19 protein-coding genes and 1 pseudogene are annotated in these 21,633 nt (G+C 66.1%); 11 read left to right on the top strand and 9 right to left on the bottom strand.

What is annotated here, in order from left to right; genetic code table 11:
- Positions 1 to 5 precede the first annotated feature (5 nt).
- Positions 6 to 1,280 carry a polysaccharide biosynthesis/export family protein gene (locus tag H6G99_RS00405; protein ID WP_286193024.1) on the bottom strand — a complete coding sequence of 425 codons (1,275 nt, stop codon included), beginning with the start codon at positions 1,278 to 1,280 and terminating at the stop codon, positions 6 to 8.
- Positions 1,281 to 1,822: 542 nt separating this feature from the next.
- On the opposite strand from H6G99_RS00405, the gene H6G99_RS00410 reads away from it, so the two are divergent.
- The 5 genes from H6G99_RS00410 to H6G99_RS00430 all read left to right on the top strand — a co-directional run bounded on the left by H6G99_RS00410 (position 1,823) and on the right by H6G99_RS00430 (position 8,430).
- On the top strand, positions 1,823 to 2,713 hold the full coding sequence (locus H6G99_RS00410; protein ID WP_094585947.1) for a glycosyltransferase family 8 protein: 891 nt from the start codon (positions 1,823 to 1,825) through the stop codon (positions 2,711 to 2,713).
- A gap of 277 nt (positions 2,714 to 2,990) precedes the next feature.
- Positions 2,991 to 4,052 carry a polysaccharide pyruvyl transferase family protein gene (locus tag H6G99_RS00415; RefSeq protein ID WP_233133977.1) on the top strand — a complete coding sequence of 354 codons (1,062 nt, stop codon included), beginning with the start codon at positions 2,991 to 2,993 and terminating at the stop codon, positions 4,050 to 4,052.
- Positions 4,053 to 4,105: 53 nt separating this feature from the next.
- On the top strand, positions 4,106 to 4,699 hold the full coding sequence (locus tag H6G99_RS00420) for a heme NO-binding domain-containing protein (RefSeq protein WP_190609282.1): 594 nt from the start codon (positions 4,106 to 4,108) through the stop codon (positions 4,697 to 4,699).
- A 16-nt stretch (positions 4,700 to 4,715) separates the two neighbouring features.
- Positions 4,716 to 7,247 carry an ATP-binding protein gene (locus H6G99_RS00425; protein ID WP_190609283.1) on the top strand — a complete coding sequence of 844 codons (2,532 nt, stop codon included), beginning with the start codon at positions 4,716 to 4,718 and terminating at the stop codon, positions 7,245 to 7,247.
- A gap of 10 nt (positions 7,248 to 7,257) precedes the next feature.
- Positions 7,258 to 8,430, top strand: coding sequence for a PP2C family protein-serine/threonine phosphatase (locus tag H6G99_RS00430; protein ID WP_190609284.1), 1,173 nt, complete (start codon positions 7,258 to 7,260; stop codon positions 8,428 to 8,430).
- A 5-nt stretch (positions 8,431 to 8,435) separates the two neighbouring features.
- Here the strand turns inward: H6G99_RS00430 and H6G99_RS00435 are convergent, their stop codons facing one another.
- On the bottom strand, positions 8,436 to 8,798 hold the full coding sequence (locus H6G99_RS00435; protein ID WP_190609285.1) for an STAS domain-containing protein: 363 nt from the start codon (positions 8,796 to 8,798) through the stop codon (positions 8,436 to 8,438).
- A gap of 147 nt (positions 8,799 to 8,945) precedes the next feature.
- Between H6G99_RS00435 and H6G99_RS00440 the strand changes: the two genes are divergently transcribed.
- From H6G99_RS00440 to H6G99_RS00450, 4 genes and pseudogenes are all read left to right on the top strand, one after another.
- Positions 8,946 to 9,326, top strand: coding sequence for a PAS domain S-box protein (locus H6G99_RS00440; RefSeq protein ID WP_502707651.1), 381 nt, complete (start codon positions 8,946 to 8,948; stop codon positions 9,324 to 9,326).
- A gap of 7 nt (positions 9,327 to 9,333) precedes the next feature.
- Positions 9,334 to 9,609: pseudogene (locus H6G99_RS16505) on the top strand (PAS domain-containing protein); the annotation flags it as partial.
- 36 nt (positions 9,610 to 9,645) lie between these two features.
- Positions 9,646 to 10,950 carry an ATP-binding protein gene (locus tag H6G99_RS00445; protein WP_190609286.1) on the top strand — a complete coding sequence of 435 codons (1,305 nt, stop codon included), beginning with the start codon at positions 9,646 to 9,648 and terminating at the stop codon, positions 10,948 to 10,950.
- Between the two features lie 100 nt (positions 10,951 to 11,050).
- The gene (locus H6G99_RS00450) at positions 11,051 to 12,862 is read left to right on the top strand and encodes an ATP-binding protein (protein WP_190609287.1); all 1,812 of its coding nucleotides are present in this window, start codon (positions 11,051 to 11,053) and stop codon (positions 12,860 to 12,862) included.
- A gap of 15 nt (positions 12,863 to 12,877) precedes the next feature.
- Here H6G99_RS00450 and H6G99_RS00455 read toward each other — a convergent pair whose 3' ends face one another.
- The 3 genes from H6G99_RS00455 to menD are packed head-to-tail and all read right to left on the bottom strand — an operon-like array spanning position 12,878 to position 16,593.
- On the bottom strand, positions 12,878 to 13,846 hold the full coding sequence (locus H6G99_RS00455) for a sensor domain-containing diguanylate cyclase (RefSeq protein WP_094585940.1): 969 nt from the start codon (positions 13,844 to 13,846) through the stop codon (positions 12,878 to 12,880).
- 60 nt (positions 13,847 to 13,906) lie between these two features.
- Positions 13,907 to 14,761, bottom strand: coding sequence for a 1,4-dihydroxy-2-naphthoyl-CoA synthase (gene menB / locus H6G99_RS00460; protein WP_094585939.1), 855 nt, complete (start codon positions 14,759 to 14,761; stop codon positions 13,907 to 13,909).
- Entirely contained in the window at positions 14,758 to 16,593 is a 1,836-nt protein-coding gene (menD, locus tag H6G99_RS00465; RefSeq protein WP_190609288.1) for a 2-succinyl-5-enolpyruvyl-6-hydroxy-3-cyclohexene-1-carboxylic-acid synthase, read from the bottom strand. The genes menB and menD overlap by 4 nt, the downstream gene beginning before the upstream one ends.
- Before the next feature lie 54 nt (positions 16,594 to 16,647).
- Between menD and lepB the strand changes: the two genes are divergently transcribed.
- Together lepB and H6G99_RS00475 are read left to right on the top strand one after the other, a co-directional pair.
- Complete coding sequence (gene lepB / locus H6G99_RS00470) at positions 16,648 to 17,262, top strand: signal peptidase I (RefSeq protein WP_233133975.1); 615 nt, start codon at positions 16,648 to 16,650, stop codon at positions 17,260 to 17,262.
- A gap of 49 nt (positions 17,263 to 17,311) precedes the next feature.
- Complete coding sequence (locus H6G99_RS00475) at positions 17,312 to 17,671, top strand: DUF760 domain-containing protein (protein ID WP_190609289.1); 360 nt, start codon at positions 17,312 to 17,314, stop codon at positions 17,669 to 17,671.
- A gap of 22 nt (positions 17,672 to 17,693) precedes the next feature.
- Here H6G99_RS00475 and H6G99_RS00480 read toward each other — a convergent pair whose 3' ends face one another.
- Genes H6G99_RS00480 through H6G99_RS00495 form a run of 4 tightly spaced genes read right to left on the bottom strand, consistent with a single transcriptional unit; the run spans position 17,694 to position 21,565 of the window.
- Entirely contained in the window at positions 17,694 to 18,884 is a 1,191-nt protein-coding gene (locus H6G99_RS00480) for a DUF4336 domain-containing protein (RefSeq protein ID WP_094585937.1), read from the bottom strand.
- The gene (locus H6G99_RS00485; protein WP_094585936.1) at positions 18,881 to 19,753 is read right to left on the bottom strand and encodes a metal ABC transporter permease; all 873 of its coding nucleotides are present in this window, start codon (positions 19,751 to 19,753) and stop codon (positions 18,881 to 18,883) included. Before H6G99_RS00485 ends, H6G99_RS00480 begins: the two co-directional genes overlap by 4 nt.
- Complete coding sequence (locus H6G99_RS00490; RefSeq protein WP_094585935.1) at positions 19,750 to 20,547, bottom strand: metal ABC transporter ATP-binding protein; 798 nt, start codon at positions 20,545 to 20,547, stop codon at positions 19,750 to 19,752. Before H6G99_RS00490 ends, H6G99_RS00485 begins: the two co-directional genes overlap by 4 nt.
- A gap of 4 nt (positions 20,548 to 20,551) precedes the next feature.
- Positions 20,552 to 21,565, bottom strand: a complete 1,014-nt coding sequence (locus H6G99_RS00495) for a metal ABC transporter substrate-binding protein (RefSeq protein WP_094585934.1) — start codon at positions 21,563 to 21,565, stop codon at positions 20,552 to 20,554.
- Between the last annotated feature and the right edge of the window lie 68 nt (positions 21,566 to 21,633).

Below are 21,633 nucleotides of genomic sequence, written 5' to 3' on the forward strand. Positions count from 1 at the left end.
CTAACTTAGGGAATGCTTCGATCATAAATCAAAACGGCGGGATTCAGGAACTGGGTAAAGATACTAAGTACGGCCTGGAAGTTTGTCATCTTGGAGTCATAACAGGCCACACCATCGTCTGCCATGAGGTAGGGGTTGTTGGCGTTGTCCGTCGAGGCGCGAAGAAGATCTTCTACTCCCCGTTCGTAGACCGTCGTCTTGCCCGAGGCTCTTTCTGTTCGCACCAGGATGGCTTTGCGTCGCGCATTGGTGACCATGGTTCCACCTGCACAGTTCGCCGAGATGACGGCATGGGACAGGCGTGAGCCATAGGGAAAGTTCCTGGCCTGAGAGCCAATACCGGCAACAGAGTTCCCCGCCGCAGGAACAGTAAGATTGGAGATATTGATTTCAACCTCAGCGGGAGTGATGTGCGACGGGCGAACGATCAGTGGGTTCACGCTACCCGTGTCTGGAACAATCACTTGATCACCGGCAATCAGCGGGATGTCCTTAAATGGTACCCCCGTGAAGGCACCGGAGAGGTCTAACACTTGCCTTCGTGATCCTCGTTTCAACTCCACGGCGGTGACATCGGCGGTGGGAGTCACGCCTCCAGCACGACGCAGAGCCGTGGTGAGCATACGGTTGAGCGGGGCCTGCCCAGAGAGTTGAACAGGAGTCTGCGTCTGTTCGACATCACTCAACTCGTTGATCAACACGCGACCAGGCTGAAAAGCGGATCCGATCACGAAGACGGGAACCGGTGCCCACTGGACGACGCTCAGGCTGACCCTGAGGAAGGATGGTTGAAAGAAGCCCTGTTGCACAAGGGCTTGAGAGACACGCTTCTGCAGCTGTTCAGGTTCCAGGCCGACGGCTGAGATTCCCTTGAGATAGGGAAGCTCAAGTTCTCCGTTCAGATTGATTTCAAAGATTCCACTGAATTCTTCACCCTCAGGAATGGTCACCTTGACTCGATCACCGGGTGAGATCGGTAAAGCCTGAGCTGTACCGACTGTGCCAATACAGCAGGCCAGCCCAAGCAGCCAGCATAGGAACTTCGACATCTGTGTCGATTCGGAACAGTTTCCCCGATTGGCTTGTCGAATCAACCTTAGCGTATCCCTAGTCGGTGAGCCAGTGGGTTGTTCGCTGCGCAGGATTGAAAGGCTTCCATTCCATCGCTTGTTGATTCCCATCCCAAGCAGGCAGGGTCTCCTGAATGTGCATCCGCCCATCCCTTGGCGGCGCTGTCGGTCAACGGCCTTGATCTGCAGGATTTCGGGACGAGGCTTCATGCTGGGATGTTCAGCCTGATCCGATGAGCGCAAGCATCAGTTCGTCATCCAGGCCCATCAGGCTGCATCAGCAGTGATCAGAAACCTACCACCTGAGAGTTTTGTACCAGGGAGGCCTGGACTTCCACCTGAGCAGCTGGTTCGGCACCCCCTGGTTCGTGGCACTGTTTCCCCTCATCCTGGATTGGGGATCGGTCCGCCACCGTCTGCAACAGCAGGCCTCGGTGGCTGCACGCGGATCCATCCGCGTGATGGGTCCAGGTTGCCCGCGCTTTGCTCGGCTTCGCCCTAGTCCCTTCAGCTTGCGAGCGACCTCCACAGCTTCCGGATGTCCGATCTCTCCCCGTCGCTGGCATGCCGACAGGATCATCTCTACGGGACGCCATTGCTTAACTGAACGGGGCCGGGAACGGGCAACACCCCAAAAGACACTGTTCAGCAATCCCTGATGTCATGTCGGGCCATACGGCCAATTGGCCAGGGCAACGCTGCTGATTCATGGCCCTGAGCTAAACTTCAGCGTGAAGGACGCTTGAGGCACAATGGTCAATATTGTGATTGTTGCCACCGCGAATTATCTTTGGGGTGCTGCAGTTACTGTCCGGTCCGCGCTGGAAGCCTGCAGTACCACCCTCAACGTTTATGTCATCAGCGTTGATCTATCCCCTGAAGATAAGCAGAAGCTCTTTGCCTCCTGGCAAACTGCCAACCTTGGCACCATCAAGTTTATAGACTTCGACCTTGGGCAGGTCGATAACCTTCGAAGCACGCTGCTCGTCAAGAGCAAATCCCCATATGCACGCTTCTTCATTCCCGAGTATTTGGCTGATGTATCCCGCTGTATCTACTTGGATACGGATCTTATCGTCTGCTCGGATCTGAATGGCTTGCAGCTGCTCGATCTGCAAGGGAAATCGAGTGCATGTGTGATTGACGGTGGTATCGACACCCCGCAGCAGCAACAGCGCCTTCGCGAAAAGCTGAAGCTGGATAATCCTCAGCAATACTTTAACTCAGGGGTTATTGTCATGGATCTGGACGCCTGGCGAGAACGTCATATTCAATTGAAGGCTTTGACAATTGCCCAAGACAACTATGACTTGCTTGATCAGATGGATCAAGACGCCCTCAATATCGTTCTGGCGGATGACTGGTTGGTTCTTGATCCGAAGTGGAACACGTCGAAAGGCAAGGCGGATATCGGCTTTTCAGATGGAATCATCCATTTCCTAGGAAAAGTCAAGCCCTGGCATGCTGATTACTCCGCGAACTTCCAGGACCGATGGTTTGCTCTCCTGGATCGGACCGCATTCTCTGGCCAACGTCCGGTGAAGCTCATGGGTATCGGTGCCGCCTATCGTAAGTTTGTCCGTTCCGTTCCAACTTTGGAGATGGTGAAGGGCAAGCTGCGGCGACTCTTGCGTTCTCAATGAGTCTGCCGTGTGGCCAGGCTCCGCACCGCTATGATCCTGGCGGCCAGGATTCTCCCATTCGCTCGGATCTGTAGCCTTCCCTATCCTTTCGCCTGTCCAGCCCTCCCTTGCAGGCGGTCTGTGCTGATTCGGCTCTGTGCTGTGCTGATACGATGGCACAGGCTTTCATGCTATCGCTTCACTCTGGAAGCCATCTGGAAGCGCTCTGGAAGCATGCACAACGCGCCAGCCGTTCACGCAGCGTTACCAGAACTGTCTCTTTCTTCTGTAATCTCCCGTGCGCATTGGCCTGATCAACGCCTACAGCACCCTGAATCTGGGGGATGCAGCCATCTACAGCGCGTTTCGAAAGCTCCTGCCCGGTGTGGATCTGGTGGGCTGCGTTCAGGATGAGCGGCCTGATCCCACCCTGGGCGTCACTTTCCTGCCTGAGCGGCCCAGGAATTGTGAGGCCTACATCAGCGTTGGCGGCGATATCTTCAACAATTCTCGTGAATGGTTCGTCACCAAGGCGTTCCTCATGAACCTCGCCGAACTGAGGCATAGCGCCCGGCACACGTTTCTGTTCGGCCAGTCGATTCCTCGCTCCTGCCACGGCCTCAGCTTCTTCCTGCTGCAGCGCTACTTCAAGCGTCTGGCGGCTGTCTGTGTGAGGGATGCGGAAAGTCACCAGCGGCTCTGTGCTGCTGGGGTGCCCGCCAGGTTGTCTTTCGACATCGCCTTCGTCCTGGAGAGTTCTCCCCTTGCGGAGACAGCGGCGCGGCAATCTCTTGAACGTCTGGCGATTGATCCTGCCCAGGCCGCCGTGCTCTCTGTGCGTGGTTTTGACAGCATGTACGGCCACGACAATGATGCTTTCGTCGCCAGGATGGCCCAGCTCAGTGTTGAACTCTACGCTGCTGGACTCAGGCCCGTCATCCTGATCCAATCCGGTGCCTACGGCTCTGACAATGACCTTGAGGTGGCCGCCGCCATCCAGGCCCGAGCCCCCGGCACAGCCGTCCTCAATCCGTTTGTCGAACAGCCGGAAGTGCCGAGTTGGCAGCTTGCCATGGCCCTGTTTTCCCTGGTGGACATCGTGATCGCCGTGCGCTTTCACACCGCGGTTCTGTCACTGGCTGCTGGACGGGTTCCGTACCATCTCCACTACTCCAACAAGGGCAGGGACCTCTGCCGGCGGCTTGATCTGCCTGGTTGTGACCTGGCCAGCCTCGATCCCCCGTCGACCTTGCCGGCCATCCTTGCCACCCGTGGGCGCCTGTTCGCCCACGAGCCTGTCCGCGAGCAGGTTCGCCGCGATTTCCAGTGGTGCCTTGATCAGTTACCTGGCAACACCTGAAGGGATACCGCCAGCCCCACCGGGCTAGATTCACTTCATCTGGCTGTTCAACGATGTACGGGCTGGTCAACCGGGCCATCCAGCAGATGGTCACCACCCACCATGGGGAGGACATCTGGCAGCGCATCAAGGAGCCGGCTGATCTCCTGGATCTGGATTTCTTCTCCACCTACCAGGCCTATCCCGACGACGTGACCCATCGACTGGTGGCGGCGGCCACCGAGGAACTTGGCCTCTCGGGTGATCAGATCATGCAGGCATTTGGTGAGTACTGGATCACCTACACCGCCACGGAAGGTTATGAGCAGCTTCTAGAGAGCACGGGTGAAACCCTGCCGGAATTCCTGGATCACCTCGACAATCTCCACGCCCGGGCCGCCCTGGCCTTCCCTGAGCTGCAACCGCCCTCCTTCCGTTGCGAGCACCACGCCGACGCATCCATGCAACTGGAGTACCGCTCCAAGCGGAGAGGCCTGGCCCCCATGGTGACTGGCCTGCTGCATGGCCTCGGCAAGCGTTTCCGCACACCTCTGGCGGTCGACCAGATCGCCTCCCGTGACCAGGGTGATGCCACAGACCTCTTCCAGGTTCGCCTTGCTTCGCCAACAGACCCTGTGCTTCCCGAAGGCGGCATGAGGCACGAATGACGACGTGTCGTTTCTGATGGTGACGTCCGTGCCGTTGCCAGACCATCTGTTTGATCCCCTGTTCCCCTTTCATCTCGTCGTTGACCGTGCCCTGACCATCCGTTCGGCTGGCTCCGTCCTTCGTCGCATCCTTCCTGAACCGGATCTGTTGGGGCAGTCCCTCGACGATCACTTCCAGCTGATGAGGCCGGATGTGCCGATGGATTTCCCCAGTCTGAGTGAGTGTACCGATCGGCATGTGATCCTCAAGTCCGACCGGATTCCGTTGCAGCTGAAGGGCCAGATCTGTTGTCTTGATCAGACGGAGCAGCTGCTGTTCGTCGGTACCCCCTGCTTGCTGCAACTGGAGGACTTGAAGTCCCTCGGGCTGAAGATCAATGATTTTCCCCTGCATGATTCCCTGGTTGACTTCCTGTTCCTGCTCCAGGCCAGGAATGTGGCGCTCACGGAAAGCCAGCAGCTCAACGACATTCTGACGACGCAGCGGGCGGAGTTGCGGGAGTCAACACAGCGCCTCTCAGCCCTCAATACGGAGCTGGAAGCCGCCCGGCAGGCCGCTGAAGCCGCCAATGCCGCCAAGGACACGTTCCTGGCCACGATGAGCCATGAGATCAGAACGCCGATGAACGCCATCATCGGCATGGCAGGGCTGCTTCAGGACTCGCAGCTTGACGCCGTGGATCGGGAATATGTCGAGATCATCAACAGCAGCACCGATTCCCTGCTCACGATCATCAACGACATCCTTGATTTCTCGAAGATCGAATCCGGTGCCATGCAGCTGGATGAGCAGCGCTTCGACCTGCGCATCTGCATCGAAGAGGCCCTGGACCTGAGTGTGTCGCGTCTGCAGGACAGGGAGGTGGAACTGATCCTGGACATCGACCCCAGCTTGCCCACGGCCGTCATCGGTGATCTCACCCGCCTCCGCCAGATCCTCTGGAATCTCCTGAGCAATGCCGTCAAATTCACCTCCCAGGGTGAGATCGTCGTCACCCTGACGGCGGAGCCCCAGGCGGCTGTGGCCGGCGAGCCAACCCCCTGCCTGTTCACCTGTCAGATCCGTGACACCGGCATCGGCGTGTCGCCCGACCTTATTCCCCAGTTGTTCGAACCCTTTCGCCAGGCCGATCCCTCCACGGCCCGGCGCTACGGCGGCACGGGCCTTGGGCTGGCGATCACCCGCCGTCTGTGCGAGTTGATGGGGGGAGCGATCGGCCTGGCCAGCGAGGAAGGGGTCGGCAGTGTGTTCACCTTCACCGTGCTGTTGACGCTCGACCCGACCTCCACAGCGAGCATCACCCCGGAGCTCCTGCCGATTCCAGCCCCGCACGCGGCTTCGGTTCTGCTGCTGATCGCCAATCCCGCCCTCCGTGCCCTTCTCCAGAAGCAGCTGGGCTGGATGGGCCTGTCGGTGATCGCTCCCGATCTCTGTCAGATCCCCATGCGGGTCGCCCCCGCCGTGATCGCTGATGCCGGCCATGCTGCCGTGGTGATCGATGGGCGTCTGCTCGCCTGCGACGGGGACCCATCGCCTCCGTCCTTCCTGCAGGATCCCCTGCTGCGGATGCGTCCCTGGATCGTCCTGGCCGACCGGTGCAAGGTCACGGAGCTGGCGTCTCTCCCAGTGACCCCGCCCGTGCTGCTCACCAAGCCCGTGCGACTCGGCCAGCTTCGCCGGGCCCTGCTGCAGCAACTGCAGAGCCCAGCGGAGCGGCGGCTGTCCGTTCCCCCAACGCCATCCCACCAACCCGCCCCGGAAGGTGGCCCCCATCGGCTCGCCGATCGGCTGCCGCTGCGGTTGCTCGTCGTCGATGACGTCCCCGTGAACCGGCAGCTGGCCCTGCTGTTACTGCAGCGCCTTGGTTACCGGGCCGATGCCGTGGCTTCCGGCCCGGAGGCCCTCGCGGCCCTGCAGGCAACCCCCTTTGACGTCGTCTTCATGGATGTGCAGATGCCGGAGCTGGACGGCTATGCCACCACCAGGGCCATCCGGCGGCTGCCGGCTCCGTTTGTGCAACCCTGGATCATCGCGATGACAGCCCATGGCCGTCCGGAGGATCGTCAGGCCTGCTTCGAGGCCGGCATGGACGACTTCCTGGCCAAGCCGATCGTGCCAGCCCAGCTCACCTACGCCTTGGAGCACTACACCCCCCCCGACCAACCTGAAGCCCCGCCAGGGGTGGCCGGGGATGACCCGATCGACGCCGGCGCCTGGGGGGAGCTTGAGCAGTCACTCGGTGATGGGGCCGAGCCGCTGCTCCAGGAACTCATCGATCTGTATCTCGAAGACGCGACAAGCCTGGTGTCGGCCGTCGTGATGGCCCACCAGTACCATGACCCTCCGGCCATGATCGCTGCCGCCCACTCCCTGCGCTCCCCCAGTGCCAGCCTTGGCGCGCTGGGCCTGGCCGGCCTGTGCGGAGCGGTCGAGGAGTCCCTGCGTTCCGATCCGGAGGCGTGGCCCCAGCTCAGAATCGACCAGCTGCTCGTCGAGGCTGGCCGGGTCACCGAGGCGTTGCGGCAGCGACGCCCCACGGCCCCCTGATCCTCCCCCGATGGACAGCAGCGGCGCCTCCACCACGATCCTGCTCGTCGATGACGATCGCATCCATTCCCGCCTGCTCCAGGCCCGGCTGAGCGCCAAGGGCTACCGGGTCGTGATGGTGGACTCCGGCGAAGCCGCCCTCGAGCAGGCACGCCTCTGTCCGCCTACGCTGATCCTCTGCGACTGGCTGATGGACGGCATGGATGGCCTGGAGGTCTGCCGGGCCTGCAAGGCCGACCCTTCCCTGCAGTCGGCCCATTTCATCCTGCTCACCTCCCGTTCCCGGGTGGAGGACCGCGTCCTCGGGCTTGACTGCGGCGCCGATGACTTCCTCAGCAAGCCGGTGGACCCCGAGGAGCTGCTGGCTCGGGTCCGTTCCGGCATCCGCCTGCACCAGGCCAACGAACGCCTCAAGGATCTGGCCGAGGAGCTGCGGCAGCAGAAGGCCCGGCTCGATCAGGAGCTGGAAGAGGCGGCCAGTTACGTGCGCTCGTTGTTCCCCGAGGCCATGACCGGTGCCGTCCGCGTGGAGGCACGCTTCGAGCCCTCCCATGAGCTGGGTGGGGATTCCTTCGACTTCTTCTGGCTGGATGCGGATCATTTCGTCCTGTATCTCGCCGATGCCTCCGGCCACGGGCTGGCGGCGGCGTTCCCCTCCATTTCCGTCCACAACCAGCTGCGCTCGCGTTCGCTGCCCGTCGATCTGCGGGATCCGGCCGCGGTGCTGCAGTCCCTCAACAGCGGTTTCCAGATGGAGCGCCATCAGGGCCGCTACCTCACCATCTGGTACGGGGTGTATCAGCTCTCCAGCAGGACCCTGAGCTACGCCAGCGCCGGTCACCCCCCTGCCCTGCTCTGGAGCCGCACTGGCGCTTTTCCCAGCCTGTGGCTCAGGGGCCAGGGCATGGCGGTGGGTCTCTTCGAGGAGTCCACCTATGCCAACGAGAGTCTGGAGGTTGGAGATGGGGGCTGTCTGCTCGTCTACAGCGATGGGCTCTACGAAGTCCCCCGGCCCGATGGGGTGATGGGTACGTTGGCGGAATTCATGCAGCTGGCGGAGCAGTGCCGGGGGCTGCTGTCGGACGACGATGGGCTCGAGCGGTTGCTCTCCCAGATCCACGACATCACGGCCAACGCCCCGTTCACCGATGATTATTCGGCGATCCGAGCGATTCTTTCCTGAGAACGTCAGGCGATCGGCTTCTGTGACAGGGCCGAGACGCAGGCCTCCCGATCCGGGAAGATGGTGAAGACCTTCTCGGTGCCGGTGAGCTCCAGAACGATCCGCACCTGGCTGGTGAGACTGCACAGATACAGCTGCTTTCCGTGCTCCCTGACCCGTTTGAGCACAGAAACCAGGGCTCCGAAGCCACTGCTGTCCATGAAGTCGATGCCCTGAAAGTCAATCAGGATGTCTCCTGTCGTTTCGTTCAGAAGAGAGCCGATGGATGATCGCAGTTCGGCGCCACTCTGGGCATCAAGCAAACCTGAAGGGTTCAGGATGGAGAGATCATCCACACATGGAATCTCGAATCTCGTTGATCTTACCATTCCCGCAGGATTGGGGCTTCCGTCATCGGACGGCCCGGCCCGGGGCGTGTTGCGGCTGGCTGGCTTCCTGGTTTGTCCAGCCTGGGGGTGGCCATGTCCAGGTCCTGATCGAGCCGGAGCGGCTTCCGGGATGCGGCGCTAAGGTTTGTGAATCACCCGGTGATGTGTGCGGCGCTGGCCATGGTCACGATTGAAGAGCTCCGCCAGAAGTCCCTGCCCTTCGTTGCCGCCGACCGTGACGGGTGCATCGTGGAGATCAACGACCTGTTTGAATCCACCTATGGATGGACCTTGCAGGATCTGGAGGGACAGTCCCTCTCCATGATTCTTCCCGACTCTTTCCGCGACGCCCACCACCTGGGATTCTCACGCTTTCAGATCGTTGGTGAATCCCAGATCCTCAACCATCCCCTGGAGTTGATGACGATCTGCAAGGACCAGCGCGCCATCAATTCAGAGCACTTCATCGTCGCCGAACGGCGCGGGGATGGCTGGGTCTTTGCGGCGACCCTGCGCCCGCTGAGCTGAGTCCGGGATGGCCGATCTGGAGCTCGTCGCCCAATTGCGCACCACCCTCGGCCGGCTGGAGGCGGCTCTCGGGGCGGTCGAAGAAGCTCTCGCCTTCACCGATCTCGATGGAATCGTCGAGTGGACCAATGCCTCCTTCGATCGCTTCGTGGGTCTCCCACGCCTGCAGTGCCTGGGCCGCTCCCTGAGCGGGATCCTTCCCGACAGCCAACCCCAGGCCACGGCCGAGCCCCAGGCCGGCCAGCCCTTCTGGACGCAGGCTCCCGAGGGCACCACCACCTGGGAGCTCACCAGCGCCCCACCCAGGCGGGTCATCGAGGTGTCGTGGGCCACCGTCAACGTCCCGAGCAAGCCCTCGCTTGTCTTCACGTTCCGGGATCAGAGTGCGATCGTCCAGGCCCAGGACAGGCTGATTGACGCGCGCGATCAGCTGGAGCAGCAGGTGGCCCAGCGAACCCTTGAGCTGCGCCAGGCCCGGGATGAAGCCCTCGCGGCCAGTCAGTCGAAGACACGGTTTCTGGCCACGATGAGCCATGAGATCCGTACCCCGCTCAACGCCGTGATCGGGATGAGCGACCTGCTGCTGGCCAGCCCGATGGAGGGACGCCACAGGGAGATGATCCAGACCATCCATGAGAGCGGCGACTATCTGTTGAATCTGGTCAACGACATTCTCGATATCTCCCAGATCGAGACCGGTCGTCTGGCGTTGAACCCCAGAACCTTTGATCTCCATCATCTGCTCGATGACGTGCTGAACCTTTTTCAGCATCAGGCTTCCATTCGGCAGCTTGATCTGCGGCTCAGCCTGTCGACGGAAGTGCCTCAATGGTTGATCGGTGATGATCTCAAGCTGCGTCAGATCCTCTTCAACCTGCTGGGAAATGCCTGCAAATACACCAACCATGGGGAGATCCGGCTTTTCGTCGAGGCGACCCGGACGGCGGCGGATGCGGTCGGCCTGTTGTTGCGTGTCTCCGACACCGGCATCGGCATTTCCGCCGCCGCCCTGCCGTTCATCTTCGAGGAGTTCGTCGGGCACGCCGATCCGGAGCAGACCCGCCAGAGTGCCGGGCTCGGCCTGGCCATCTGTTCCCGGCTCTGCCAACTGATGGGCGGTGAGATCTCGGTGGAATCCAGCCTCGGCAAGGGCAGCTGTTTTTCCGTTCGCCTGCCCTTCGCGGTGGCCTCAAAGAGCCAGCAGAAGCCTGTCCAGAGCGGCTCTCCTCAGGGTTTTGATCCTGGGCTGAGGATCCTGGTGGCTGATGACAACCGCGTCAACCAGCGCGTGCTGGAGTTGATGCTGGCCCGGCTGAATCTGTCGGCCCAGCTGGTGGGCGATGGCGAGGCCACACTCCAGTGCCTCCGAAGTGAGCCCTTCGATCTGCTGGTCATGGATGTGGAGATGCCCCGTCTGGACGGCATCTCAGCGGCCCGACAACTACGTAGCGAGGGTTATGCGGATGTGTACATCATCGCCTTGACGGCCTATTCCTTCAGCTCCCATCGGCAGGAGTGTGAAGCCGCCGGAATGAACGACTTCCTCTCCAAGCCCCTGCGTTTCGTCGATCTCTGTGCCGCCCTGGATCGCTTCCAGGCGTGGCGCCGGGTTGCGAAGCCGTAGGGTGGAGAGTGTGGAGGCCTTGGGCGTGACGCTACCGGAGGGCATTCCCGCGCCAAGGCGCCGAATGGTACGTGATTCCTGCCTGCTGAGCCTGGGAATCATGGCCATCTCCAGCACGGCCCTGGTCGTCACCTACCGGGCCGCCGAAGGCAGCCTCCAGGCGAACATTCAGGAGCGATTACGGGATCTGGCCGTGGTCACGGCGTCGGAGATGGATGGCGATCTGCATGAGCGGATCACCCGCCCGGATCAGATCGGCAGCGCTGCCTATCGCCAGGCCACCGGGCCCCTGCTCCGCCTCAGGCGGTCGGTGCCGGATGTCTTTTACGCCTACACCCTCAGGGGGCAACCACAGGATCTCCGCTTCGTTCTCGACAGCACCTTCTACATCAAGAATCAGGGGGACGATGTGAGCCCCCTGGTGATCGGAGAGCGGTACGGCGATGCTCCCCCGGCCGCCCGTGCGGCCGCCCGCTACGGCAAGGCCAAGGTGAGTGCCGTTCCCTACACCGATCAGTGGGGCACGTTCCTGAGCAGCTTCGCTCCCTTCCGTGACGGGGCCGGCAGGACAGTGGGTCTGGTGGGTGTCGATCTGTCGATGGCCACCCTCAACCAGCAGCTGTTCCCCCTGCGCCTCAGCCTGGCCCTTTCGCTCACCGGCAGTGCCCTCCTGTCCGCCCTGGCGGGTTTGCTTCACTGGCGTTCGCTGCGCTCCTCGGAGCGGGCCCTGGAGGTGAGCCTGGAGGCCCGCGATCTGGCCCGCCGTGCGGCCCAGGAATCGGAGCAGGCCAACCTGGCCAAGAGCACCTTCCTGGCCACCATGGGCCACGAGCTGCGCACGCCGCTCAATGGTGTGATCGGACTCACCGACATCCTGCTGAGCACCGGCCTCACACCCCACCAGAAAGAGTGCCTGCAGACGGTTCGCAACTCCGGCGAGTCGCTGCTGCTCCTGCTCAACCAGCTGCTCGATTTCTCCGCTATCGACAGTGGTGCGCTGGTGATCGATGCAGCCCCTTGCCGGCTCCGCTCCCTGGTGGAGGAGGTCGTGCACCTGTTCCGCCAGCAGGCCCAGTCGAAGGGGCTGGCCATCACGCTCAGCTTCGATGCCGACGTTCCCGATGTCGTGACCTCCGATCCCCTGCACCTGCGGCAGATCCTCGTGAATCTGGTGGGCAATGCGGTCAGGTTCACGGTGCACGGCCAGGTGGCCGTGGCCGTCGGCGTGGAGGACCTCCAGCCCGATGGCCGGCGGCCCGTTCTCTTCCGTGTCCGGGATACCGGGCCGGGGATCAGCCCCTCCTCCCGGGAGACGCTCTTCCAGCCCTTCACCCAGGCGGATGGCTCCAGCACCCGTCCCCATGGCGGCACCGGCCTGGGCCTGGCCATCTGCCACCACCTGGTGGTCGCCATGGGGGGCGTGATTGAGGTGGAGAGCGAACCGGGCCAGGGTTGCCTGTTCACGGTCAGCCTGCCGGTGACGGTTCCCGCGGAGCCGGAGCCGGCAGAGGCGAGCTTCGCCGACAGCCATCCGCTGCGGATCCTCCTGGCCGAGGACAATCGCGTCAACGCCCGCGTCTGCGAGCTGATGCTGCAACGGCTCGGCTACGGCGTCAGTGTGGCCTGCGATGGGGAGGAGGCCCTGGAGCAGCAGCGCAGCCTCGACCCGGACATCATCCTGATGGATCTGCGAATGCCGAAACTCGATGGATTCGACGCCACGCGACGGATCCGGGAGCAGGGCGACCGTGGGGCCCGTCCCTGGATCGTGGCGGTCACCGCCAACATCCGCGAGAGCGACCGCGCCCAGGCGCTGGCCAGTGGCATGGATGACTTCATCGGCAAGCCGATCCGGGTGGAAACGCTGCAGGGCGCCCTCTCACGGGCCTATGCGGCCGTCCAGGCCCGCTGATCGGGGAGGCCCGCCCTAGGCCGGCGTCGTTCCCGACAACCTGGCCTGGCTCAGGGCCGCCTCGGCCCGCCGGAACAGGTCCTTGAAGCCGCTGTCGTCATCGCCCAGCGAGGCGACACCGCAGCTGATGGCCAGCGGATGGCGGACGCCCTCCACCAGCCAGCCATCGAGGGCCAGGGCGGCCCGGATCTGCTCCGCCAGGGCCACCCCCTCCTGGCCGTCGAGGCCTGGGCGCAGCATGGCGAATTCGTCGGCGGTCACCCGGCCCAGAAGGGCGCTCTCCCCCACCTGGTTCAGCAGCCGGGCGGCCATCTCCTGGAGCAGCCGATCCCCCTGCGGAGCTCCGAACCGGGCGCAGAAGCCAGGGAAATCATCGAGTCCGAAGATCAGCAGGGTGAGCGCATCGCCGCTCTGGCGAGCCCGCTGGCACTCCCTCTGCCCCGCCTCCTGGAAGGGGCGTCGGTTCTGGAGCCCCGTAAGCGGACAGAGATAGCTGTTGCGCCGCGATTCCAGATACTGCGTCACCATGCCGGCCAGATCCTGCAGCAGCTGTTGCTCCGTGCCGGCAAGCTGCCTCGGTTGGGGGCTGATCACGCACAGGGTCCCCACATTGAAGCCGGAGCGGGTCTGCAGCGGGACGCCCGCATAGAAGCGGATATGGGGGTCCCCCGTCACGAGGGGATTGTCCCTGAAGCGGTCATCGGCGGTCGCATCACTGACGACCATGACGTCATCGGAGCAGATGGTGTGCGCACAGAAGGCCAGCTCCCGCGGCGTTTCACTCGGCTCCAGGCCCACCCGGGAGAGAAACCACTGCCGCTGGCGATCCACCAGGGAGATCAGGGCGATCGGAACCCCCAGCATCTGGCTGGCCAGGCGGGTGATGCGGTTGAAATCCTCCCCGGGTTCCGTATCGAGGATGTACTGGTCGTCCAGCGCCGCCTGCCGTTCGGCTTCGTTGTCCGGGATCGGATAGGAGGACACCGGTCGTCGCTGCCAGGGAAGGCAGTATGGACCGGGGCCCCATCAGGGCAGCCAGGGCCCTCAGGGCAGCCAGGGCGCCTCGGAAAAGTCCGGGTCCCGTTTCTCCAGGAAGGCATTGCGCCCCTCCTGGCCTTCGCTGGTCCGATAGAAGAGGTGGGTGGCCTGGCCCGCCAGCTCCTGGATGCCCGCCAGCCCGTCGGTCTCGGCGTTGAAGGCGGCCTTCAGGCAGCGGATCGCCGTGGGGCTGTGCTGCAGCACCTCCCGCGCCCAGGCCACCCCCTGGCGCTCCAGCTCCTCCAGGGGCACCACCGCGTTCACCAGCCCCATGGCCAGGGCCTCGTGGGCGTCGTAGCGGCGGCAGAGGAACCAGATCTCCCGGGCCTTGCGCTGGCCCACCACCCGGGCCAGGTAGCCGGCGCCGAAGCCACCGTCGAAACTTCCCACCCGCGGCCCGGTCTGGCCGAAGACGGCGTTCTCGGCCGCCAGGCTCAGGTCGCAGAGCAGGTGCAGCACCTGGCCGCCGCCGATGGCGTAACCCGCCACCAGGGCGATCACCACCTTGGGCAGGCTGCGGATGATCCGCTGCAGATCGAGCACATTGAGCCGCGGCAGGCCCGAATCGTCGAGATAGCCGCCGTCGCCGCGCACGCTCTGGTCACCGCCGGCGCAGAAGGCCCAGACGCCGTCGGCGGCCGGCCCCTCGCCGGTGAACAGCACCACACCGATGGAGGGGTCGTCCCGCACCCGGTTGAAGGCATCGCAGAGCTCCTGCACCGTGAGCGGCCGGAAGGCGTTGCGCTTCTCGGGCCGGTTGATGCTGATCCGGGCGATCCCATCGCCGCTGGTCTCGAAGCGGATGTCGCTGTAGGTGCCTGCGCTGGTCCAGTGCGGCGGGGCGGGGGGAACGGGGGTCATGGGGAGGGGATCGGCCCGGTGGCCAGGGGGTCGGCCAGATCTGCGGCCATTGTGCGCAGCCGCTGCCGCAGGGCCGCATCCCGGCGTCGGTCGGTGGTCAGCACCAGCAGGGCCAGCGGCTGGGCCAGGGCCCAGGCCAGCGCCTCCTCCAGGGCATCCAGGCACTCCAGCCGCCGGCCGGGGACCCCGTGCACCGCCGCCAGCGCCAACGGGTCCACCGGCTGGGGCATGGCGAACAGGCGCTCGAAATCCATCGCCGCCGCCGGCTGGGTGCGGATGGGCAGCTGCTCGAAGATGCCGCCGCCGCCGTTGTCGATCAGCACGATGGTGAGCCGCCCCCGCAGCTGCGGGCGCCACAGCCAGCCGTTGGCATCGTGCAGCAGGGCCAGATCGCCGCTTACCAGCACCAGGGCGCCGAGGGCTTCGGCCAGGCCGCAGGCGCTCGAGAGGGTGCCGTCGATGCCGGAGGCCCCCCGGAAGCCATGCATCGGCCGGGGCAGGGCGGCCGGGTCGGCGAAGCTCTCCCAGTCCCGCACCGGACTGCTGTTGGCCAGCAGCACGGGCAGGCCCTCCGGCAGCAGCCGACTCAGCCGCCTGGCCAGGGCCGGCTCCCCCTGCTCCCCGGCCAGCTCGCGCTCCAGCAGGGCCTGCACCGCCGCCTCCGACCGCCGCCAGCGGCCCGCCAGCGCCAGTGATGCTTCTGCTGGATCGCCCGCCCCGGTCGGCGGCGTCTGCCCCGCCAGCCAGGCCGCCAGCCCGGCGCTCGCCTGACCCCGCACCGACCCGAGGGGATCGAGCCGGCGCCCGTCCCCTTCACTCACCAGCACCTGGGAGCCCCCCTGGGCCGCCAGCCAGCGCTGCAGACGCCGGCTGGCCGGCAGGGGGCCCAGGCGCAGCACCTGCAGCTCACCGGCCGCCGTCGCCCCGTCGCCGCCGGCGCCCTCCGAGAGGATCAGGTCGTAGGCCGTCACCGTCTCCAGATCCGGCAGGCCCCGCAGGCCCGAGAGGGCATCGGCCAGCACCGGCCAGCCGCTGCGCCGCTGCCAGCGCCGCAGGGCTTCCACGTGGGCCGGCCAGGCCGCCTGGGCCCCGCGCCAGGGGCCGGCCACCACGACACCGGGGCGGTCCGGGTCCAGGCCGGTGTCGGGAGAGGCCTGGGGCACGGCGGGCGCCGGGGGGGTCGTGGTGGCTGCGGGGCCAGCCGACGGGGGCGGCGGCAGCGCTTCGGCCAGTGCGGCGGCCAGCCGGGTCAGATCCGTGCCGTCCGCATGCAGGGGTTCGTCGAAGGGCAGGTTGAGGTGCACCGGGCCGGCGCAGCGGCCGGCCCCATCGCCCCGGGCGGCGGCCAAGGCCTGGCGGGCCAGGGCGTCCAGTTCCGCGGGGGCCATGGCGGCCAGCCCCTCCGGGTCGCCCTCGCCCAGCCAGCGGCAGCTGCCCACCAGGAACACCTCCTGGTTGACGCTCTGGTTGGCGCCGCAGCCCTTGAGCCGCGCCGGTCGGTCGGCCGTGAGCAGCAGCAGGGGGATCGAGCCGAAGTCGGCCTCCACGGCGGCGGGCAGCAGGTTGGCCACGGCGCTGCCCGAGGTCGTGATCACGGCCGCTGGCTGGCCGCTGGCCCTGCCCAGGCCGAGGGCGAAGAAGGCGGCGGAACGCTCGTCGATGGCGGTGTGCAGTTGCAGGCCCCCGGGCTCCAGCAGGGCGGCCGCCACCGCCAGGGGGGCCGAACGGCTGCCGGGGCAGAGCACCCCGTGGGCCAGGCCGCCCCGGCGCAGCGCGTTGAGGAGCGCCACAGCCGCCTGCACATTGGCCAGTGATGTGGCGGACCCGGCCAAGGGGGACGCTCCGGTGTTCAGGATGGGGGAATCATCCTCACGGACGGTTTCCCCATGGGCAGCGGCCCCGCCATCGCCCCGCCCACGCCGCCTTCCGCCCCCCAGGGTGCGGCAAGGGGCCTGCTGCAGCAGCTGTTCCGGCTGCTGCTGTGGGTGCTGGTGGCCCTGCTGCTGCGCTGGACGGTGGTGGAGCCCCGCTGGATCCCGTCGGGCTCGATGCTGCCCACCCTGCAGCTCCAGGACCGGGTCCTGGTGGAGAAGCTGAGCCCCCGCTTCGGGTCGGGGGTGCGGACGGGCCGCATCGTCGTCTTCCATCCGCCGGCCGCCCTGCAGCAGGCGGGCTACGACCCCGGCGCGGCCCTGATCAAGCGGGTGGTGGCGGTGGCCGGCGATCGGGTGGAGGTCAAGGGAGGCCGCCTCTGGCGCAACGGCCTCCCCGCCGAGCCGGACTGGGCCCGGGAGCCGATGGACTACGCCCTGGAGCCCTTCGTGGTTCCGCCTGGGCAGGTGCTGGTGCTGGGGGACAACCGCAATGCCAGCCTGGATTCCCACCTCTGGGGCCCCCTGCCGGAGAGCGACCTGATCGGCACCGCCATCTGGCGCTACTGGCCCCTGGCCCGGTTCGGTCCGGTTGGGTTCTCCACTCCCGACGCTGGGGAAGCCGCTTGAAAGACTGCGTTAGGGTGCACGTCGTGTTACAGCGCACACCGGAGGGCACATGTTCAACCCGGAGTTCCTGACCGCCGACAACGAGGCGATCAGCGACAATTCGCTGATTCAGTACCTGCAGGAACAGTCCCCGGATGTGCTCCAGAGGGTGGCGCGCTCGGCCACCGGCGACATCCAGGACATCATCCGCCACAACGTCCAGGGCCTGCTGGGCATGCTTCCCGGTGAGCAGTTCGAGGTGAAGATCCAGGCCAGCCGCGACAACCTCGCGGGCCTGCTGGCCTCGGCCATGATGACCGGTAACTTCCTGCGCCAGATGGAGCAGCGCATGGAGCTGGAGTCGGCCATGCTCGGCAGCGGTGGCTTCGAGGGGGGCCTCGACGCAGACCCCGGCGAACTCGAGCTCTAGCCCTCAGCGCCCCCTCCAGGCCTCAGCGCTCCCCTTCCCCCGGCACCAGCCCCAGCCGCACCAGGGTGTTGTCGATTCCGGCGAGGGTTTCCCAGGCTCCCTGATCGGGGGCCCAGTCGTCCGCTTCGATCCGATCGGCCAGGGCCGCCAGCTCCTGGGGCGAACTGGCCACGGGGGCGTCATGGTGGGCCGGAACCACCCAGCGCAGGTCCTTCAGGCCCGCCAGAAGCCGGATCCAGGCCACCAGGGCGGCCCGCTGGCGCGGGAACACCAGCCGCTCCAGCACGGCCGCCACCTGCAGGGTGCTGCGGCCCCCCGGCGCCAGGGCCTGGAAGTCGGCCTGCCAGCCGGGCAGCCACCGGAACGGGTAGAAGCCGAAGTGGGCCCGGGCGTCGCGACACCCCGGTGCCAGGCAGCGGCGCAGCACCTCGCCCAGGGGCGGCACCTCCAGGGGACGGGGGCGCAGGTAGGTGGCGAACAGCACCAGCCGCCACCAGCCCCGGAGGCGTCGCTCGGGATCGTCCTGCAGCGGCTCATCCCCCCGCTCGCGGGCATGGAACAGCAGTGGCGTGGGATCGAGATCGAACACCGCCGGCGGCTCCGGCGGAATCGCCACCAGGGCATCGGTGAGCAGCAGGCTGCCGCTGGCCCGATCGAAGCAGGCGATCTCCAGGAAGGTGCCCAGCCCCAGGTCCAGGGGGCCCAGGGGCAGCCAGTCGAGCTGGTCGCCATGGGGTACCCCGTCGCTGAGCAGCACCCGGGTGCGGGCGGCGGGGAACCCCAGCCAGGCGGGCGGCAGCGCCAGGGGGAAACTCCACTGCCGCGGCGTGACCCATACCTGGGCTCGAGGGAAAGCCCGGGCCATGGCCGGCACCGGCAGCTTGTGCTCCAGCCCTGAAGCGGTGGGCAGGACGATGGTGCACACCGGGCCGTGGCGCTCCTCCAGGTCCCGCAGATGGGAGCGCACCTCGGCGGTGGGGGCCACCGGGGCATAGAGCAGCAGCCCCTCCCGCACCCGCAGCACCAGCATGCGGATCGGCACCGCCACATACCAGACCCCCTGCAGCTGCTCGAAGCTCCAGAGCCGTCCGGCCACCAGCTCCCGCACCAGGGTGCGGCGGCGGCCGTAGGGGTAGAGGGGCAGCAGCGGCCACCAGGGCCAGCGCTGGTCCGCGGGCGAGACCGGGGCGGCGCCGCTGGCGGACGCGCTCACGCGGATGGGAAGCGGGAGGCCCGCGGCGAGCGGCGCCGCTGGGCCAGCAGGCCATGGCGCGGCGCCAGCAGGAAGCACACCAGGAACAGCAGCGTCTGCACCAGCACGATGCAGCCGGCGGTGGAGGCATCCATCCAGTAGCTCCAGTAGATGCCGGCCACGCTGGAGATCACCGCCGAGAGGATCGAGAGCCACACCATGCGGTCGAAGCGGTCGGTGAGCAGGTAGGCGGTGGCGCCCGGTGTGACCAGCATCGCCACCACGAGGATGATGCCCACCGTCTGCAGGCCCGCCACGGCCGCCAGGGACAGCATCGACAGCAGCAGGTAGTGCAGCACGCCGGTGTGAAGGCCGATGGAGCGGGCGTGGGTGGGATCGAAGCAGAACAGCAGAAAGTCCTTGCGCAGCACCAGCAGCACCGAGAGCACCAGCACGCTGATCACCACCGTCTGGAGGATGTCGGAGGAGCTGATGCCCAGCACGTTGCCGAACAGGATGTGGGAGAGGTCGATGCTGCTTCGCACCTTGGAGATCAGCGTCAGGCCGAGGGCGAAGAAGCCGGTGAACACCAGCCCGATCACCGTGTCCTCCTTGATCCGGGTCATCTGCTTGATGTAGCCGATCAGGGCCACCGAGCCGACCCCGAAGACGAAGGCCCCCACCGCGAAGGGCAGGTTCAGGGCGTAGGCGATCACCACGCCCGGCATCACCGCATGGGACACCGCATCCCCCATCAGGGCCCAGCCCTTGAGCGTCATGTAGCAGGAGAGCAGGCCGCAGACACAGGAGACGAGCATGCTGACCAGCAGGGCCCGCACCATGAACTCCTGCTGGAGCGGTTCGATCAGCCAGGTGAGCACGGCCGTCATGGCGCCTGCGGCGGCTCGGGCTCGACGGCGGTGGTCGGGTCGCCCTCCAGCCGCAGGCCGCCGAAGGTGAGGGCCAGGTTCTCGCTGGTGAACACCGAGGAGGTCTCGCCGTAGGCGAGCACGGTCTTGTTGATCAGCACCACCTGGTCGCAGAAGCTGGTGACGTGGGCCAGGTCGTGGGTGGAGATCATCAGGGTGCGCCCCTCGCGGCGGAACTGCTCGAACAGCTCGATCATCAGTTTCTCGGTGCGGATGTCGACGCCGTTGAAGGGCTCATCCAGCAGCATCACCGAGGCGCCCTGGGCCAGGGCCCGCGCCAGGAAGGCCCGCTTGCGCTGGCCGCCGGAGAGGGCTCCGATCTGGCGGTGGCGCAGCGGCCACAGGTCCACCCGCTCCAGCGCCTCCTTCACCGCCTGCCGGTCGATCGGACGGGGGATGCGCAGCAGATTCATGGCCCCGTAGCGGCCCATCATCACCACCTCATGGACGTTGACCGGGAAGTTCCAGTCGACGCTCTCGGTCTGGGGGACGTAGGCCACCGCCCGGGCCCGGCGCGCCTGCCGCAGGGGCAGGCCATTGATGGCGATGCTGCCGGCCGAGGGGCGCACGAAGCCCATCAGGGCCTTGAACAGGGTGGATTTGCCGGCCCCGTTCATCCCCACCAGGGCGCAGATGGTGCCGGCATCGAGATGCAGGGAGGCCTCATGGACGGCCACCACCCCGTGGTAATCGACGCAGAGGTTGCGGACGGCGATCCGCTCGCTGCCGGGGAAGGGGGTGGGGCGAGAGGGCATCGGTTCAGCTCCCCGCCAGACCCGCTTGCAGGGTCTCCACGTTATGACGCTGCAGCTCCAGGAGATTGGGGGCCGGGCCGTCCGGCAGGGAGAGCGAATCCACGTGGAACACGCCGCCGAAGCGGGCCCCCGACTGCTTCGCCACCTGCTTCTGGGGCTCGGCGCTGACCGTGCTCTCGCAGAACACCGCCGGCACCCGGCGCTCCTTCACCAGGGCGATCAGGCGGGCCATCCGCTGGGGGGTGACCTGGGATTCGGCGTTCACCGGCCACAGGTAGGCCTCGGTGAGGCCGTAGTCGCGGGCGAGGTAGGAGAAGGCCCCCTCACAGGTGGCCAGCACCCGCTGGCCGGGGGGGATCCGGGCCAGGGAGGTCCGCAGCTCCCGGTCGAGGGCGTCCAGCTCGGCGCTGTAGCGCTTGGCATTGCGCTGGAAGGTGGCGGCCCCGGCGGGGTCGAGCCGGGTCAGGGCGCGGCGGATGTTTTCCACATAGACCTTGGCCAGCCGGGGGGACATCCAGGCGTGGGGGTTGGGCTTGCCCTGGTAGGCGTCGCCGGCGATCGGCAGGGGCGTGATGCCCTCGGTGAGGGTCACGTGGGGCACCTCGGGGAGACCGGCGTAGAAGCGCTGGGCCCAGCGTTCCAGCCCGAAGCCGTTCTCCAGCACCATCTGGGCCCCCGAGGCCCGCTTGAGATCGCTGGGGGTGGGCTCGTAGCCGTGGATCTCGGCCCCCAGCCGGGTGATCGATTCCACCCGCACCCGCTCGCCGGCCACCTGGCGGGCCATGTCCGCCAGGATCGTGAAGGTGGTGAGCACCAGGGGGCGCCCGTCCTTCGCCCCTGCGCTGCCGCTGGCCCCGGCGGTGTCTCCGGTGCCGGGGGCCTTGCCGCCGGCCTCGGGCCCGGGGGCGCAGCCGCCGGCCAGCAGCGGAACCACCAGGGCGGCGGCCACCAGGGCCTGCTTCAGGCGGAACCGGGGGCCTTCGGGGTGGCCCTGGCCGTCACGGCGGTGCTGGGGCATGGCGGCCGCTGGCGAACAGAAAGCTTGGAGTGAACATTCTGGCCGCCGCCGCGGCCCAGCCACGGCCG

It is taken from the genome of Synechococcus sp. FACHB-909 (assembly GCF_014698945.1).
Taxonomy (GTDB): Bacteria; Cyanobacteriota; Cyanobacteriia; order PCC-6307; family Cyanobiaceae; genus Cyanobium.